Source organism: Olleya sp. AS48, from assembly GCF_038900355.1.
GTDB lineage: Bacteria > Bacteroidota > Bacteroidia > Flavobacteriales > Flavobacteriaceae > Olleya.
The window spans coordinates 1-17,481 of the sequence record NZ_JBBMRD010000014.1; the positions used below are offsets into that span (position 1 = coordinate 1).

13 protein-coding genes are annotated in these 17,481 nt (G+C 33.9%); 6 read left to right on the forward strand and 7 right to left on the reverse strand.

Features of this window, described 5'->3' with window-relative positions:
* Positions 1–212: 212 nt before the first annotated feature.
* Positions 213–1,679, reverse strand: coding sequence for a glutamate synthase subunit beta (locus WNY60_RS14450; RefSeq protein WP_342862814.1), 1,467 nt, complete (start codon positions 1,677–1,679; stop codon positions 213–215).
* 3 nt (positions 1,680–1,682) lie between these two features.
* The gene (gltB, locus tag WNY60_RS14455; protein WP_342862815.1) at positions 1,683–6,179 is read right to left on the reverse strand and encodes a glutamate synthase large subunit; all 4,497 of its coding nucleotides are present in this window, start codon (positions 6,177–6,179) and stop codon (positions 1,683–1,685) included.
* 456 nt (positions 6,180–6,635) lie between these two features.
* Here gltB and WNY60_RS14460 point away from each other — a divergent pair, with 456 nt between their 5' ends.
* From WNY60_RS14460 to amt, 3 genes are read left to right on the forward strand one after another with little or no spacing between them, the layout of a single operon-like run.
* Positions 6,636–7,622, forward strand: coding sequence for an outer membrane beta-barrel protein (locus WNY60_RS14460; protein ID WP_145005164.1), 987 nt, complete (start codon positions 6,636–6,638; stop codon positions 7,620–7,622).
* 12 nt (positions 7,623–7,634) lie between these two features.
* Positions 7,635–7,973 (forward strand): P-II family nitrogen regulator, encoded by a 339-nt coding sequence (locus WNY60_RS14465; RefSeq protein ID WP_145005167.1) that lies wholly within the window; start codon positions 7,635–7,637, stop codon positions 7,971–7,973.
* 6 nt (positions 7,974–7,979) lie between these two features.
* Positions 7,980–9,212 (forward strand): ammonium transporter, encoded by a 1,233-nt coding sequence (gene amt, locus WNY60_RS14470; RefSeq protein WP_342862816.1) that lies wholly within the window; start codon positions 7,980–7,982, stop codon positions 9,210–9,212.
* Positions 9,213–9,348: 136 nt separating this feature from the next.
* Here amt and leuB read toward each other — a convergent pair whose 3' ends face one another.
* From leuB to WNY60_RS14490, 4 genes are read right to left on the reverse strand one after another with little or no spacing between them, the layout of a single operon-like run.
* Positions 9,349–10,467 carry a 3-isopropylmalate dehydrogenase gene (leuB, locus tag WNY60_RS14475; protein ID WP_342862817.1) on the reverse strand — a complete coding sequence of 373 codons (1,119 nt, stop codon included), beginning with the start codon at positions 10,465–10,467 and terminating at the stop codon, positions 9,349–9,351.
* Between the two features lie 10 nt (positions 10,468–10,477).
* Complete coding sequence (leuD, locus tag WNY60_RS14480) at positions 10,478–11,068, reverse strand: 3-isopropylmalate dehydratase small subunit (protein WP_342862818.1); 591 nt, start codon at positions 11,066–11,068, stop codon at positions 10,478–10,480.
* Position 11,069: 1 nt separating this feature from the next.
* Positions 11,070–12,452, reverse strand: coding sequence for a 3-isopropylmalate dehydratase large subunit (gene leuC, locus WNY60_RS14485; RefSeq protein WP_342862819.1), 1,383 nt, complete (start codon positions 12,450–12,452; stop codon positions 11,070–11,072).
* Between the two features lie 2 nt (positions 12,453–12,454).
* Positions 12,455–13,630 carry a 2-isopropylmalate synthase gene (locus WNY60_RS14490; RefSeq protein ID WP_342862820.1) on the reverse strand — a complete coding sequence of 392 codons (1,176 nt, stop codon included), beginning with the start codon at positions 13,628–13,630 and terminating at the stop codon, positions 12,455–12,457.
* Between the two features lie 148 nt (positions 13,631–13,778).
* Here WNY60_RS14490 and WNY60_RS14495 point away from each other — a divergent pair, with 148 nt between their 5' ends.
* The gene (locus tag WNY60_RS14495; RefSeq protein WP_342862821.1) at positions 13,779–15,329 is read left to right on the forward strand and encodes a hypothetical protein; all 1,551 of its coding nucleotides are present in this window, start codon (positions 13,779–13,781) and stop codon (positions 15,327–15,329) included.
* 218 nt (positions 15,330–15,547) lie between these two features.
* Positions 15,548–15,757 carry a hypothetical protein gene (locus WNY60_RS14500; protein WP_145005189.1) on the forward strand — a complete coding sequence of 70 codons (210 nt, stop codon included), beginning with the start codon at positions 15,548–15,550 and terminating at the stop codon, positions 15,755–15,757.
* Here WNY60_RS14500 and WNY60_RS14505 read toward each other — a convergent pair.
* Entirely contained in the window at positions 15,746–16,336 is a 591-nt protein-coding gene (locus WNY60_RS14505) for a riboflavin synthase (RefSeq protein ID WP_342862822.1), read from the reverse strand. The two genes, WNY60_RS14500 and WNY60_RS14505, sit on opposite strands and share 12 nt — an antisense overlap.
* A gap of 66 nt (positions 16,337–16,402) precedes the next feature.
* On the opposite strand from WNY60_RS14505, the gene pdxA reads away from it, so the two are divergent.
* Positions 16,403–17,449, forward strand: a complete 1,047-nt coding sequence (gene pdxA, locus WNY60_RS14510; RefSeq protein ID WP_145005195.1) for a 4-hydroxythreonine-4-phosphate dehydrogenase PdxA — start codon at positions 16,403–16,405, stop codon at positions 17,447–17,449.
* The last annotated feature ends 32 nt before the right edge of the window (positions 17,450–17,481 follow it).

Here is a 17,481-nt window from a genome sequence, read left to right on the forward strand (position 1 = left end):
AATGTGACATTAGTTTTTGTGCTGATTCTAGAAATTGAAAAAATCCTACTTCTGTAGGATTTAATTTAAGTTTATTCCCCTTTGTGAATAGTCGTTCAAACAAGAAAGTATTTTAGCTATATCACTGTCAGTTTGAGCGCAGTCGAAAACCTTAAGATTTAAGTTTTAATAGCATTTCGACTGCGCTCAATGTGACAAAGCGTTACGTTTATTTAAACTCGAGGCAAATCGCTATCATCCTTTAAAGGTAAACAGGACTCTCCCATCAAATACGTGTCGATGTGATAAGCTGCTTGTCTTCCTTCAGAAATTGCCCAAACAATCAATGATTGTCCACGACGCATATCTCCAGCTGCAAAAACACCAGGGATATTTGTTTTGTAATCTTTTGTTGTTGCTTCAATATTGGTTCTAAAATCCATTTTTAATCCAAACTGGTCTGCTAATGTTTTTTCAGCGCCTATAAATCCAAGAGCTAATAATGCGATGTCGCATTTCCATTCTTTTTCGGTATTTGGAACTTCTTTAAGTTGTGGTCTTTCTCCTGGAGTAAAAATCCATTCTACTTCAACCGTTTTTAAGCCTGTTAAGTTTCCTTTTTTATCGCCAATAAATGCTTTAGTAGAAATGCTAAAAAAACGTTCTACACCTTCTTGGTGCGATGAGGTTGTTTTTAGCTTCATTGGCCAATACGGCCAAGGTTGGTGTGCTGGACGACCTTCAGTAGGTTTACTTAATATTTCAAAATTTGTAACCGAAGTTGCTCCATGACGATTAGAGGTTCCAATACAATCGCTTCCGGTATCTCCACCACCAATAACGATAACGTCTTTTCCTTCTGCAGAAATAATATCTTTAAAATCCACTAAACCATCCACGTATTGATTATTTAGTTTTAAGAAATCCATCGCTTGCGTTACCCCTTTTAGGTCTGCTCCAGGAATTGGGATATTTCTTCTTACCGTTGCTCCACCGCATAAAACTACTGCGTCAAAATCGTCTTTAAGTTGGTTTGCGTCTATGTTTACACCAACATGAGCATTGGTTTTAAAAGTGATTCCTTCCTCTTCTAAAACAGCAACACGTCTGTCAATCACGGTTTTTTCCATTTTAAAATCTGGAATTCCGTAGCGTAATAAACCACCAACTTTTTCGTCACGTTCAAAAACGGTAACGGTATGTCCTGCACGATTTAATTGTTGTGCAGCAGCTAATCCTGCTGGTCCAGAGCCAATAACAGCAACTGTTTTTTCGGTTCTAATTTTTGGGGGATTTGCTACAATCCACCCTTCATTAAAGGCGGTTTCTACTATGTTTTTTTCAATATTCTCTATGGTTACTGGGTCTTCGTTAATACCTAAAACACAGGCTTCTTCGCAAGGTGCTGGACATAAACGTCCTGTAAACTCTGGGAAGTTGTTGGTTTTGTGTAAAATTTCAGCAGCTTCTTTCCATTTTCCTTTGTAGACTTTATCGTTAAAATCTGGAATTAAATTCCCAAGCGGACAACCACTATGGCAAAACGGAATTCCGCAATCCATGCAACGTGCGCCTTGATCTTTCAGGTGGTCTTCTGGTAACGGAACCGTAAATTCTTTGTAATTCTCTATGCGTTTTTCTGGCGCTATATAGCTTTCGTTCTCACGCTTAAACTCTAAAAATCCTGTTATCTTTCCCATAATTTACGCTAATTCTAGTTGTTCTTGTTCTAATCTCACTAAGGCTTGTCTATACTCTTCTGGTAGCACTTTTTTAAACTTAGGAAGGTAATTGCTCCAGTCTTTTAAAATGCGTGCTGCTAATGGGCTTCCTGTTGCTTCAAAATGATTTTCGATTAATTGTTTTAGCTGAAGACTATCCGCTTCATTTTCAATTGGATCAATATTTAAATCTTCCGAATTGCAATTCTGTTTGAAGGTTCCTTTTTCATCTAAAACATAAGCAACTCCTCCGCTCATTCCTGCTCCAAAGTTTCGACCTACAGTACCAAGGATAATAGCAACACCACCAGTCATATACTCGCAACCATGATCTCCAATACCTTCGACTACTGCTTGTGCTCCAGAGTTTCTAACACAAAAACGTTCTCCAGCCTTACCATTTATATAAACTTCTCCAGAAGTTGCGCCATACAACGTTACGTTTCCTGTAATGATATTGTCTTCCGGAACAATGGTACATTTTTCTGGCACTTTAATAATTAATTTAGCTCCGGATAACCCTTTACCTAGGTAATCATTTGTGTTTCCGTGTACGGTGAATTTTAAACCTTTGGTTGCAAAAGCTCCAAAACTTTGACCTGCGGAACCTGTAAAATCAATATCTATTGTGTCTTCTGGTAATCCATCTGCACCATAAATTTTAGAAATTTCGTTACTTATAACTGCTCCAACTGCTCTATCTATATTTGTGATAGGCATAGCTAAGTTTGTTTTTTGTCTTCTAAATAACGCTTGATGTGCTTGTTTTATAATTTTAAAATCTAAGTGTACATTCAGGTTGTGGTCTTGACAATAGGTGTTGTATAATTGCACATCTTCTGCCACTTCTACTTTGTGTAAGATTGGTGTTAAGTCAATTCCTGAAGATTTGTAATGGTCTATGGCTTTGTTTCTGTTTAGTTTTTGAGATTGTCCAACCATTTCATTAATAGTTCTAAATCCTAATTTAGCCATAATCTCACGTAATTCTTGTGCTACAAAATACATGTAGTTAACGACGTGTTCTGGTTTTCCTTTAAACTTTTTACGTAAGTCAGGATTTTGAGTAGCAATTCCGACTGGGCATGTGTTTAAATGACACACACGCATCATAATACATCCCGAAGCTACTAAAGGTGCTGTTGCAAAACCGAATTCCTCCGCGCCAAGTAAACATGCTATTGCTACATCACGACCTGTTTTTAATTGTCCGTCACATTCTAAAACCACACGATTTCTTAGGTCATTCATCACTAAGGTTTGTTGTGCTTCTGCAACACCAAGTTCCCAAGGTAAACCAGTATGTTTTTGTGAAGTTAAAGGTGTTGCTCCTGTCCCTCCATCAAAACCAGCAATTAAAATAACGTCTGCTTTTGCTTTAGCAACTCCTGCTGCTACTGTACCAACACCAATTTCCGATACTAGTTTTACATTAATTCTAGCTTCTCTATTTGCTGATTTTACGTCGTAAATTAATTGAGATAAATCTTCAATGGAATAAATATCGTGATGTGGTGGTGGTGAGATTAAACCAACATATGGTGTCGAGTTTCTTGTTTTTGCAATTTCTGGATTCACTTTTGGTCCAGGTAATTGACCTCCTTCACCAGGTTTTGCGCCTTGTGCTATTTTTATTTGAATTTCGCTTGCACTTGTTAAGTAGTTGGAAGTGACACCAAAACGTCCTGAAGCGACTTGTTTGATTGCTGAGTTTCTCCAGTCTCCTTGTGAGCTTTTGTAGAAACGTTCTTGGTCTTCTCCTCCTTCACCAGAATTAGATTTCCCTCCAATTCTGTTCATCGCAACCGCTAAATTTTCATGTGCTTCTTTACTAATAGAACCATAAGACATGGCTCCGGTTTTGAAACGTTTTACAATTTCTGTCCAAGGTTCTACTTCCTCTAAAGGAATGGGGTCAAATTGATCAAACTCAAACAAACCTCTAATAGTCATTAGGTTTTTAGATTGATCGTTTACTAAGTCTGAAAACTCCTTAAATGTAGATGCTTTATTGGTTTTTACCGATTCTTGAAGCTTGGCAACTGTTAATGGGTTAAACATGTGTTTTTCTTGTCCACGTCTCCATCTGTAATCTCCTCCAACTTCAATTTGTGGTTCTGTATTTTTATGAAAAGCTCTTTTGTGACGTTTAACAATTTCTTGTTCAATTTCTCTTAAGCCAATACCTTGAATACGTGTTGGTGTATTTGGGAAATATTTTTCGACTGTAGAGGTTTTAATTCCGATACATTCAAATAATTGAGAGCCACGATACGAGTTTAAAGTTGAAATCCCAATTTTGTTCATTACCTTTAAAATCCCTTTACCAACTGCTTTATTGTAGTTTTTAATGGCAGTTAAATAGTCTAATTCACTAAGGTCTGCATTGTTTATTTGTTCTTGAACAATTTCGTTTACAATGTATGGATTTACAGCACTTGCACCATAACCGAACAATAAAGCAAAGTGGTGGACTTCACGAGGTTCTGCAGACTCAATAATTAAACTAATTCTTGAGCGCTTTTCTAATTTATGTAAAGCGTGATTTAGGTACGAACAGGCTAAAAGCGCAGGAATTGGTGCGTGATTTTTGTCTACAAATCGATCTGATAAAATAATAATATTTGCTCCGTTATCTATCGCTTTAGAAGCTTTATTCACTAGGTTTTCTAATGCAACTTCAAGCTCGTTTAATCCTCTGTTTACTTCATATAACATCGAAATAGATTCGACTTTAAAATCAGGATTAGTATCATAATCTCTAATCTTATCTAAATCGTGTTTAGAAATAACCGGATTCTGAATTTTTAATTTTTTACAATGTTCGGCATTGATATCAAATATATTGACGTCACTACCAAGCGTTAAGCTTATATCTGTAATTAACTCTTCTCTAATTCCGTCTAAAGGCGGATTGGTAACCTGAGCAAATAACTGTTTGAAATAGTTATAAATTAATTGTGGTCTTTCTGATAAAATAGCAATTGGTGTATCACTTCCCATGGATCCAATAGGTTCTTTTCCTAATTGTGCCATCGGACGAATAATGGTGTTTAAATCTTCTTCAGTATATCCAAAAACAACTTCACGTTTTTTAAGATCAATTTCATCATATTTAATATGACCTTCTTTAGCTTCAATATCTCTAAGATGGACTAAATTTTCGTTTAACCATTGTCTGTAAGGATGTTTGGCTGCTATTTCTTCTTTAATTTCTTCATCATTAACAATACGACCTTCGCTCATGTTTACTAAAAACATTTTTCCGGGTTCTAAGCGACCATGGAATTCTATATTTTCTGGAGCAATGTCTACAACACCGGTTTCAGAAGACATGATAACGTTTCCTTGTTTTGTTACGGTGTATCTTGAAGGACGTAATCCATTTCGGTCCAAAACAGCACCTATAAAATTACCGTCTGTAAATGGGATTGAAGCTGGTCCATCCCACGGTTCCATTAGGCATGAATTGTATTCGTAAAATGCTTTTTTAGAATCCGACATGTGTGGGTTTTTCTCCCAAGCTTCGGGTACTAACATCATCATTGCTTCTGGAAGCGAACGTCCCGTCATTAACAGTAATTCGACAACCATATCTAATGTCGCAGAATCTGATTTTCCTCTTAAAATAGTAGGGATTATCTTTTTAATGTCATCTCCAAATAATGGGCTTTCCATGATTTCTTCACGAGAAAACATACGCGATACATTACCTCTAACGGTATTTATTTCTCCATTATGACAGATGTATCTAAAAGGTTGTGCTAAATCCCAAGTTGGAAATGTATTGGTAGAAAAACGCTGGTGTACTAATGCTAATCTAGTGTCTAAAGCCGAGTTAAATAGGTCTAAATAATATTCGTTAATATGTTCCGGCATTAATAAGCCTTTAAATATTATGATTTTAGTAGATAGACTTGGTAGGTAGAAGAATTGTGATTCTGATAATTTAGAATCATATATAGTGTGTTCTGCAATTTTTCGTGCAGCATATAATTTTATGTTGAATTCTCTTTCGGTTTGTGATTCGCTAGACTTTCCTATAAATATTTGTTTTACAAAAGGTTCTGTAACTTTTGCTATTTCACCTAAAACAGTACTATTAACTGGTACATCTCTCCAGCCGATTAATTTAAGACCTTGATTTTGGATTTCTTTTTCAAAAACATCAATACAATATTGACGTTGATTTTCTTTTTTAGGAAGAAATACATTACTCACTGCATATTCTCCTGCTTCAGGTAAATCAAACTCACAGAAAATCTTAAAAAATTTATGCGGAATATCAATTAAAATACCTGCTCCATCTCCAGTTACTCCATCAGAACTTACTGCTCCACGATGCTCTAATTTTACTAAAATCTCAAGAGCTTTATGGATGATGTCGTTAGATCGTTTTCCCGTTAAGCTACATATAAATCCTGCACCACAATTATCGTGTTCAAATTCTGGTAAATAAAGTCCTTGTTTTTTTAGCATAATAAGTCAGTTTTAAAGGCTTTTTTGGCCTTATTACATACCCAAGATACACGCTATCAACTGAATTTAAAAAAAGTAGAAACACTTTTCCGAAATTCTGAGTTAGACTATTATTTAATACACTTTAATCAATTTTATGTCGCTAATACTGATAAATCATCAATACAATAAACGCAATAAAAACTAATGTTTATTGCGAAAACGATTTCGTAAAATATAAAAAACTGAATAATTTATAAATAAACAGTTGTTTTTGTGAGAATTAGTTATTTAGTGTGATGCGATATTGTTAGTAAACAGACATTTATTTTATGATACCCTATAAAAAATAGGGTGTAAAATAAAATTATAATAAAAATCAGCACACAACCCTATGTTTTTTAGGGGTTAAATTTTTTTTAACATAGATTTGGGATAATAACTAACTGATTTAACACCAATTTAATACCGATTTTTATGAAACAATTATTGACCCTATCGCTTCTTTTGGTTGCAACAACGCTGTTTGCTCAAGAGGATGCTAATACCCCAGAAAAAAAGTTTGCTTTTGAAGGTAGTGTGGATGCATACTACAGAACAAATTTAACAGCGCCAAATGATGAAAATCAAATTGCGCCCGCAACATCTTTTGCAGATACGGGTGGATTCTCTTTAGGAATGGGAAATATTATTGCATCCTACGAAAAAGGACGTGTTGGAGCTGTTGCGGATTTAGTCTTTGGACCAAGAGGTGAGGCTGCAAGTGCAACAGTATTAAATCAGTTGTTTGCTTTTTATAATATTAGCGAAAACACCAAACTAACCTTAGGAAAGTTTAATACGTTTTTAGGTTACGAAGTTATTGCACCAGCAGGAAATTTTAACTATAGTACCTCTTATTTGTTTTCTAATGGACCATTCTCTCATACAGGTTTGAAAGCAGACTTTACTTTGTCAGAAGATTTTAGCTTAATGCTAGGGGTGTTTAATCAAACGGATGTTACGGAGTTTAATCCTGATGGAAGTTATGCAGTAGGTGCGCAATTAGGATATGACGGACAGTATTTAAATTTATTATATGATGCTGCTGGATTAGGTTTTGAAGTAGATTATACTGGAGGTTTTGATGCATCAGAAGACTTTTTTGTTGGTATCAATGCAGCGTATGCAGATAATGACGGTGAAGGATTTTATGGTGTGGATTTGTATCCTCAATATGGTCTTAGTGACACCTTTACTATAGGATTAAGAGGAGAGTATTTTCAAACGCAAAGCGAATCTGTAGATGATGATCCAAGTGTTATTGGATTAACGCTTACAGGTAGTTTAGTTATTGACGAAGACTTAATTATTAAACCAGAATTTAGACTTGATAGTAGTTCTGAAGACGATTTTATTGATACAGATTTAATGGCTACAAAAAGCTTAGGTTCTTTTGTTTTGGCAGCGATATATAAATTCTAATAAAAACTAATTATGAAAAAAGTAGAAGCAATAATCAGAAAATCTAAATTTTCTGCAGTTAAAAATGCATTGCATGAAGTTGGTGTAAATTTTTTCTCCTATTGGGATGTTACAGGATTAGGTAACGAAAAAGAGGGACATGTTTACAGAGGGGTTTCTTATAGCACAAGTGATATACAAAGACGCTATTTATCAATCGTTGTTAATGATGATTTTGAGGAAGTAACAATAAAGGCCATTTTAGAATCAGGATCGACTGGAGAGGTTGGTGATGGTAAAATATTTGTCTCACAAGTTGATGAGGTCTATAGAATAAGAACAGGAGCAAAAGGCGGAAACACTTTAAAATAAAAAAACATGGAATTACTTACAATAAATAATGTATGGATGATGATCTGTACAGCCTTAGTTTTCTTTATGCATTTAGGATTTGCATTTTTAGAAATAGGGTTAACACGACAAAAAAACACATTAAACATTTTATTTAAAAACATATTTATTATTACGGTAGGTCTATTACTTTACTGTTTAGTAGGTTTTAATTTAATGTACCCAGGTGAATTTAATGGGTTTATCGGATTTGCTGGTTTTGGATTGGATGCGCCAGTAACAGCAGAAGGTGCTTTAGATTTAGCATATAATGAAGGGTATACGTATTGGACAGACTTCTTATTTCAAGGGATGTTTGCAGCAACAGCAGCAACTATTGTGTCTGGTGCAGTAGCAGAACGTATGAAGATTGGACCTTTTATGATTTTTACAATAATATATGTTGGATTAGTATATCCAATTGCTGGCTCATGGAAATGGGGAGGTGGATTTTTGGACAGTTTAGAAACGCCTTTTTATGACTTTGCAGGATCAACCTTAGTGCACTCTGTTGGTGGATGGGCAGCGTTAGTTGCTGTTTGCTTATTAGGTCCAAGAATTGGGAAATTTAAAAACGGAAAGCTTCAAGCAATTCCTGGACACAATATACCATTAGCAACTGCAGGAGTTTTAATACTTTGGCTTGGGTGGTTTGGGTTTAATGGTGGGTCTGTGTTATCTGCCGATCCAGGTTTAACATCGCTAACACTTGTAACTACTTGTCTTGCAGCAGCAGCAGGAGGTGTTGTAGCAGCTTTAGTATCTACGGTACTTTATAAAAACCTTGATTTAACTATGTTTTTAAATGGTATTTTAGGAGGATTAGTTGGTATAACTGCAGGAGCAGACCAAATGAGTCCAACAGATGCTATATTAATAGGAGTCATAGCAGGAGCAATAATTGTTTTTGCAGTATCATTAATAGATAAATTAAAACTAGATGATCCAGTTGGTGCAATTGCTGTGCATTTGGCTTGTGGAATTTGGGGTACTTTAGCAGTTGGTATTTTTGGAGAATTAGCTAGTGGATCGCAATTTTTTAGCCAGTTAATCGGTGTTGGATCTTATGCGGCAATATGTATTGTGTCTTCATTTTTAATTATTTTTATAATGAAGAAAACAGTTGGAATTAGAGTTTCTGAAAAAGAAGAATTAGAAGGACTTGATGCTCATGAGCATGGTATGGATGCGTATCCAGACTTTAGATTAAATGAACATTAAGATTTAGTTAATTTGTTGAAAAAACCTGAAGACATTTTGTTTTCAGGTTTTTTTTGTGATTAATTTGAAATAATATAAAGCAAAAAAAACTCAGCAATTAAATTGCTGAGCATGTTTTAGACTAACAAAAATAGTGTTAAATAATCGTAGATTGTCCTAAGTGAATATTATTGAAATTAATATTCGTATCATTTGGGTTGCTTATAAAATCTGCAATAAAATCGCCGACCTTAGCAGTAGAAATATTGTCGTAGGACGTATTTAAGTCTGGTGTTGTAATTTCTAATTTTAAAGATTTTTCAACTCCTTCTTTAATTAAATTAGCTTCTTCATGTAAGTCAAAATGCTCTAAAAGCATCGCTGCACTTAATATAGATGCAATTGGGTTTGCTATCCCTTTTCCTGTTGCTTGTGGGTATGATCCATGTATGGGTTCAAACATGGCATATTTGTCACCAATGGAGGCTGATGCCAGTAATCCAATAGAGCCGCCAATTACACTGGCTTCGTCACTTATAACGTCTCCAAATAAGTTTTCGGTTAAAATAACATCAAACTGTTTTGGGTTTAAAATCATTTGCATGGCAGCATTATCCACAAATAAAAAGTCTAAGGTTACATCTGGGTAATCCTTTGCTAAATCAGTAACAACTTTACGCCATAATCTAGACGTTTCTAAAACATTAGCTTTATCTACTAGTGTTACCTTTTTCTTTCTGTTTTGTGCGTTTTTAAATGCTAAATGTGCAATACGCTCAATTTCGTGTTTAGAATATTCGCATAAATCAGACGCAGTATTTCCGTCTTCACTTAAATATTTTTTACCAAAGTAAATTCCGCCTGTAAGCTCTCTGTATATGCTTATATCTGTTCCTTCTATTATATGTTGTTTTAAAGGAGATTTATCTAGCAGTACGTCATACGCTTTTACGGGTCTAATGTTTGCGTATAAACCAAGTTCTTTTCTTAGTTTTAATAGGCCTTGTTCAGGTCTAACTTTGGCTGTAGGATCGTTATCATATTTAGGGGCTCCAATAGCTCCAAATAAAATGGCGTCACTAGACTGGCATAAGTCTAGAGTACTGTCAGGTAAAGGGTTGTTGTGTTTGTCAATTGCTATTGCGCCAACAGAAGCTTCTTTAAATAAAAATGTGTGATCAAATTCTAAAGCAATAGCTTTTAAAACTTTGATTGCTTGATTAGTTACTTCTGGACCTATACCGTCACCAGGTAAAACTGCTATGTTTAATTTCATAGTATAATTATTAGTATGTTTTTTTGGCTTCAAAAGCCGAAATAGTTTCTTTTTTACTTAATAGGTAGTCAATATCATCATAACCATTAATCATACAGGTTTTTTTGTAAGCATCAATGTCAAAAGCTTCCTTGAAAGAAGTGTCTTTTACGGAGATAATTTGCGCTTCAAGATTAACTTCTAAAATAGTCTCTGGATTTTCAGTGGTAACGTCTAATAGTACTTTTAAAAATTCTGCTGAAACTTGAACAGGTAACAGTCCATTATTTAAAGCATTTCCTTTAAAAATATCCGCAAAAAAACTTGAAACAATAACTTTAAAGCCATAATCGCTTAAAGCCCAAGCTGCGTGTTCGCGACTAGAGCCGCAACCAAAATTATCTCCCGCAACTAAAATGCTTCCTAAATATTTAGGGTTGTTTAAAGAGAAAGATTCATTTACTGAATCATCTTTGTTAAACCTCCAATCTTTAAAAAGGTTGTCTCCAAAGCCTTTTCGGTCTGTTGCTTTTAAAAATCGAGCAGGAATTATCTGATCTGTATCTATGTTTTCTATTGCTAACGGAATAGCTTGAGATTGTAATGTTGTAAACTTTTCCATCTTAATTTAGTTGTTTTGTTATGTCCACAATTTTGCCTTCAATAGCTGTTGCAGCTGCAACTAAAGGACTAGCTAAAATAGTTCTAGAGCCTTGTCCTTGTCTTCCTTCAAAGTTTCGGTTTGATGTTGAAACACAATATTCGCCTTGCGGAATCTTATCGTCGTTCATGGCTAAACAAGCGGAACAACCCGGTTGTCTTAGCTCAAAGCCAGCTGCATCAAATACATCTTTAAGACCTTCTTTTATAATTTGAGCCTCTACTTGTTTGCTACCAGGTACTAACCAAGCAGTAACATTATCTGCTTTTTGTTTTCCTTTTATGTAGCTTGCAGCTACTCTGAAATCTTCAATTCTAGAGTTGGTACAGCTTCCAATAAAGACATAGTTAATGGGTTTATTGATTAAAGATTCTCCTTTTTTGAAATCCATATATTGTAAAGATTTTTCAAAAGAGGCATCGTTTATACTTGGTATGTTTTCAGTCACTTTAATTCCCATTCCTGGGTTGGTACCATAAGTTACCATAGGTTCTATATCTTCCGCGTCAAAAGCATATTCTTTATCAAAAACAGCATCTTTATCCGTTGGTAGTGTTTTCCAATAGGTTACTTTTTTGTCAAAAGCATCTCCTTTTGGCGCAAATTCTTTATCCTTTACATAGTCAAAAGTGGTTTGGTCTGGGGCAATCATTCCGCCTCGAGCGCCCATTTCAATACTCATATTACAAACAGTCATTCTGCCTTCCATGGACATGTTTTCAAAAACATCTCCCGCATATTCGCAGAAGTAACCTGTGCCTGAGTTTGTGCCTAATTTGGCAATGATGTATAAAATAACATCTTTGGGTAATACGCCATTTTTAAGTTTACCGTTAACGGTCACTCTCAAGCTTTTTGGCTTAGTTAAAAGTAAGCATTGACTAGCAAAAACCTGTGCCACTTGACTGGTTCCAATACCAAAAGCGATGGTTCCAAAAGCACCATGTGTTGAGGTGTGACTGTCACCACAAACCATTGTCATTCCTGGTTGGGTAATTCCTAATTCTGGAGCCATAACATGGACGATCCCATTGTATTGGTGTCCTAGTTGGTAAAGTGTAATATTATTTTTTTTACAGTTTTTAGATAGTTGTTCTAATTGATTTCTAGACAATAAATCTTTAACTGGTAAGTGTTGATTTTGTGTTGGCGTATTATGGTCCGCAGTGGCAACAATTTGTTTTGGTCTAAAAACAGGGATGTTGCGCGCTTCTAGCTCATTAAAAGCTTGCGGACTGGTCACCTCGTGTATTAAGTGTTTGTCAATATATAATACTTGTGGTCCGTCTTTAACGGTTTCTACAACGTGGGCATCCCAAACTTTGTCAAATAATGTTTGTCCCATAATTAAGCCGAAATTATTTGTTGATACATTTTGCTGGTTTCAATAATCTGATGGATATCACCATCATTTATTTCTTTTTTTCTATCTGCAAAATTTAAAAAGTTGGCATAAACATCATCTAATTGAAGCTTAGTTAGTTCGTAACCCACATTTTTTGCTCTGTATGCTAAAGCGGCACGACCACTTCTGGCGGTTAAAACAATTGCAGATTCTGTAACACCAACATCTTTAGGATTGATTATCTCGTAAGTTTCACGGTTTTTAATCACACCATCTTGATGTATACCTGAGCTGTGTGCAAAAGCATTAGCGCCAACAATGGCTTTATTAGGTTGCGTGTAAATCCCCATGCTTTCTGATACTAATTGACTAAGTCCGTAAAGCATTTCGGTTTTTATACTAGTGTCTAGGTTTAGGTAAGGGTGTTGTTTTAAGACCATGACGACTTCTTCAAGTGCAGTATTACCAGCGCGCTCTCCAATTCCGTTTATTGTACATTCTATTTGTCTTGCTCCGTTAATAACGCCTTCAATAGAGTTGGCAGTTGCTAAACCTAAATCGTTATGGCAATGACAAGATAAAATGGCTTTTTCAATGCCTTTTACATTCTCTTTTAAATATTTAATTTTTGCGCCATATTCACTGGGCAAACAATATCCTGTTGTATCTGGGATATTTAGTACTGTTGCTCCTGCCTTTATTGCAGCTTCGCACACTCGTGCTAAATACTCGTTATCTGTACGTCCAGCATCTTCAGCATAAAATTCTACGTCTTGAACAAAGGATTTTGCATATTTTACAGCATCGTAAGCACGTTGTATAATATCCGCTTTGTTAGTTTTAAATTTATGAATTATGTGTGAGTCAGATGTGCCTATTCCTGTGTGGATTCTTGGGTGTTTAGCATGTTTTAATGCTTCGGCAGCTACTTTTATGTCGTTTTCTACAGCTCTAGTTAAGCCGCAAACGGTAGCATTTTTTACGATTTTTGATATTTCTTCTACCGATTTGAAGTCACCTGGACTAGAGACGGGAAAACCTGCTTCGATTACATTAACACCTAGTTGGTCCAATTGCTTAGCAATAATTACCTTTTGCTCTGTATTTAGCTTACAACCTGGTACTTGTTCGCCATCACGTAGCGTTGTATCAAATATTTGAATTGCGTTTTTTGACATTTTTAGAGAGAATTATTTTTCTTTTGAATTACTAATGTATACTTTGGTTAACTATTTGATTTAGCATTGGAGGAGAAGCTACGATGTTCAAGACACGAAATACAATGTAAACTACTAAAAATCAGATACATAAAAAAACAATTAGTTGATGACTAAAGAGCAAAAAGATAATTTATTTTTATTAGTTAAGTCTTTAACTAAGTCTGAAAAGCGACAATTTAAATTGTACGTGGGTAGACTTGGAGTGAATTCTGATTCTAAATTTTTAAACCTTTTTAATCTTTTAGACAAAGCTTCAGTGTATAATGAAAACGTTATTTTAAAAAGTGGAGTGGTAAAAAAACAGCAGTTAGCTAATGTTAAAGCACACTTGTATAAGCAAATATTAATTAGTCTTAAATTAAACCCTTCCCATCAAAATATTCGCTCTCAAATAAGAGAACAATTGGATTTTGCATCTATATTATATCATAAAGGATTGTATAGACAGAGTCTTAAAATCTTAGACAAGGCCAAAGAGTTAGCAATAATTAATGAAGAAAAAAACCTTGCTTTTGAGATTGTCGAACTTGAGAAAATTATCGAAACACAGTACATAACTAGAAGTATTAGTAATAGGGCAGATCAATTAACTATTCAGGCAAAAGAGTTAAGTGAGTTAAATGTTGTTGCTAGTAAGCTATCTAATTTATCATTACAGCTTTATAGTATAATATTAAAAACGGGTTATGTAAAAAATGAGGAAGAAAGCAAAGCTGTCACGACTTATTTTAATGACAGATTGCCTAAAGTAGATTTATCCGCTTTGGGGTTTAGAGAAAAATTATGGTATTATAAAGCGTATTTGTGGTATAGTTTTTTAACACAGGACTTTTTAAACTGTTATAAATATGCTTTAAAATGGGTGAATTTATTTTATGAAAACCCTAATATGATTAGCTTAAATCCCGTGTTTTTTTTAAAAGGAAATAACTATTTGTTAGAGGCTTTATATTTTATAAAAAATAAAGAAAAATTTGAAACTAAGTTGGCTAGCTTTCATTCTGTTGTTAACCAATCTAATTTTCCCAAGGACGAAAATGTAGCTTCTTTAGTTTTTTTGTATGGTAATTTTCATAAAATAAATTTACACTTTATAGATGGTAGTTTTGATGATGGCTTAATATTGATTCCGGAAATTGAGGCTGAATTAGTTCAATTTGATAATAAAATAGATGCACATCATAAAATGATATTTTATTACAAGTTTGCAAGTTTACATTTTGGAGCTAGTAATAATAAGGAATGTATTAAATACTTAGATAAAATTATTTCAAATAAATCATTGTCAATGCGTGAGGATTTATTGTGTTTTTCTAGAGTTTTAAATTTAGTAGCACATTATGAGGCAGGATTGGATTATCATTTAGAAACCTTATTAAAAAGCACTTACAAGTTTTTAATTAAAATGAACGACTTACATGAAGTGCAAAAAGAGATGATAAAATTTATTAGAGGATTACAAGATATTTATCCTCAGGATATTAAAAAGGAGTTTAAAAAATTATTAGAAACTTTAAAACAATATGAAGACCATCCTTTTGAACGTCGTGCTTTTTTATATTTAGATATTATCTCGTGGTTAGAAAGTAAAATTGAAAATAAGCCAGTGGGTAAAATTGTACGAGACAAATATTTAGAACTATATACTAAGTCATAATTTATAATATTGCTAAAAATAAATAGTTTGTAGGTAAAAAATAAAGTGATTTTTAAATAAAAACTGATGTTATCAAATAGTCAAATAATTCAAAATTTACAGCTAAAAGCGCAGTTTACCGAAGAAAACAGTATTTAAAAGGTGTTTTTGTTTAAAAAAGAGAATCAAATGTTTTGATAGCATGCTTTTTTTATTACATTTACAATCTCAAATCGGCAATGAAGAAAAATAAAACATTAATAGCAACAGTCTTATTTTTAATAATAAGCATAGTTGGTGTAGCTCAGATAGTAACTCCACCACCTCCAGCACAACAAGTACCTCCAGTAGGGTTGCCAATAGATGGTAATATTATTGTGCTTGTAGTTATAGGTTTGTTATATGGTGTTTATAAGTTGATATCTAAGCGTAAGTCATCAAACATTTAATTCGTTTAGACGCTTTATATACTTTCCAATAACGTCAAATTCTAAGTTTATTTTAGTGCCAATTTTAAACTGTTTAAAATTTGTATGCTCATACGTGTAAGGTATTATGGCTACGCTAAAACTATTTTTTTGAGAGTTTACAACAGTTAGACTTACTCCATTTACTGTAATAGATCCTTTTTCTATTGTAATATTGTTTAGCTCTGGATCGTATTTAAAAGTATACAGCCAGCTTCCGTTAGTTTCTTTGGCTTCTATACATAGTGCTGTTTGGTCTACATGACCTTGTACAATGTGACCATCCAATCTGTCTCCAAGTTTCATAGCACGTTCAATATTTACAATATCATTTATTTGTAAATCTCCAATATTGGTTTTGTCTAAAGTTTCTTTAATTGCAGTAACTTTATATTGGTCATCATTTATTTCAACTACAGTTAAACAGACACCATTGTGTGCAACACTTTGATCTATTTTTAACTGATTGGTAATGGTGCTTTCAATAGTAATATCTAAATTGTCCTTAACTGTTGTTAATTGCTTAACAGTACCTAGTGTTTCAATTATTCCGGTAAACATAAACTTAATCGTATTATTTGGTTAAATTTGCTTTGGTAAATTTACAAACAATAGTTATTAGTATTAATGAAGAAAGAAGAAAATATTAGACTAGGAATATCAATAGGAGACCTAAATGGTATTGGAGCCGAAGTGGTTTTAAGAATATTTGAAGATAATAGGATGTTAGATTTTTGTACGCCAATTATTTTTGCTTCGATCAAAACCATGAGTTTTGTAAAAAATCACCTAAAATTGGATATTAATTTAAATGGTATCCATAATATAAATCAAGCATTACCTGGACGTGTCAATGTTTTAAACTGCTGGAAAGAAAACGTAAACATAAATTTTGGTCAAGAGGATCTTAAAATAGGTGAATACGCAATTAAATCTCTAGTTCAAGCAACAAAAGCGCTAAAGGATGATTTAATAGATGTATTAGTTACAGCTCCAATTAACAAGCATAATATACAATCGGACACTTTTAAGTTTCCTGGTCATACAGACTATCTTAACCAAGAGCTAGAAGGTAATAGTTTAATGTTTATGGTAACTCAAGGATTAAGGGTTGGGTTATTAACAGATCACGTACCAGTAAAAGATATTGCTAATCACATTACCCCTAAACTTATCGAAGAAAAGATTGCGACAGTATATAAATCATTAGTTCAGGACTTTAAAATTAGTAAACCAAAAATTGCTGTTTTAGGCATTAATCCACATACAGGTGATAATGGTGTAATTGGAAGTGAAGACGATACCGTTTTAAGACCAACATTACAAAAAATTAAAGCGACAGGTAAGCTAGTTTTTGGTCCATATGCAGCCGATAGTTTTTTTGGATCAGACAATTATAAAAATTTTGACGCTATAATTGCATCATATCATGATCAAGGATTAATACCATTTAAAACGTTATCTTTTGGTCAAGGTGTAAATTATACCGCAGGATTAAATCGTGTAAGAACATCTCCAGATCATGGAACAGCCTATGAAATAGCAGGAAAAGGAACCGCAGATATCAGTTCTTTTAAAGAAGCTATTTTTACAGGAATACAGATTTTTAACAACAGAAAAGAATACGAAGAGCTTACCAAAAACCCATTAGGATTTTCAAAAAGAAAGATATAAACAAAAAAATGTTTATAAGTCTTTTTAATAAA

Excerpts from the sequence above, each read along its gene's own strand:
- pdxA (WP_145005195.1), top strand. The coding sequence starts at position 16,403 with ATGAAGAAAGAAGAAAATATTAGACTAGGAATATCAATAGGAGACCTA.
- WNY60_RS14505 (WP_342862822.1), bottom strand. The coding sequence starts at position 16,336 with ATGTTTACCGGAATAATTGAAACACTAGGTACTGTTAAGCAATTAACA.
- WNY60_RS14450 (WP_342862814.1), bottom strand. The coding sequence starts at position 1,679 with ATGGGAAAGATAACAGGATTTTTAGAGTTTAAGCGTGAGAACGAAAGC.
- leuD (WP_342862818.1), bottom strand. The coding sequence starts at position 11,068 with ATGGAAAAGTTTACAACATTACAATCTCAAGCTATTCCGTTAGCAATA.
- WNY60_RS14500 (WP_145005189.1), top strand. The coding sequence starts at position 15,548 with ATGAAGAAAAATAAAACATTAATAGCAACAGTCTTATTTTTAATAATA.
- leuB (WP_342862817.1), bottom strand. The coding sequence starts at position 10,467 with ATGAAATTAAACATAGCAGTTTTACCTGGTGACGGTATAGGTCCAGAA.
- gltB (WP_342862815.1), bottom strand. The coding sequence starts at position 6,179 with ATGCTAAAAAAACAAGGACTTTATTTACCAGAATTTGAACACGATAAT.
- WNY60_RS14460 (WP_145005164.1), top strand. The coding sequence starts at position 6,636 with ATGAAACAATTATTGACCCTATCGCTTCTTTTGGTTGCAACAACGCTG.
- amt (WP_342862816.1), top strand. The coding sequence starts at position 7,980 with ATGGAATTACTTACAATAAATAATGTATGGATGATGATCTGTACAGCC.
- WNY60_RS14490 (WP_342862820.1), bottom strand. The coding sequence starts at position 13,630 with ATGTCAAAAAACGCAATTCAAATATTTGATACAACGCTACGTGATGGC.
- leuC (WP_342862819.1), bottom strand. The coding sequence starts at position 12,452 with ATGGGACAAACATTATTTGACAAAGTTTGGGATGCCCACGTTGTAGAA.
- WNY60_RS14495 (WP_342862821.1), top strand. The coding sequence starts at position 13,779 with ATGACTAAAGAGCAAAAAGATAATTTATTTTTATTAGTTAAGTCTTTA.
- WNY60_RS14465 (WP_145005167.1), top strand. The coding sequence starts at position 7,635 with ATGAAAAAAGTAGAAGCAATAATCAGAAAATCTAAATTTTCTGCAGTT.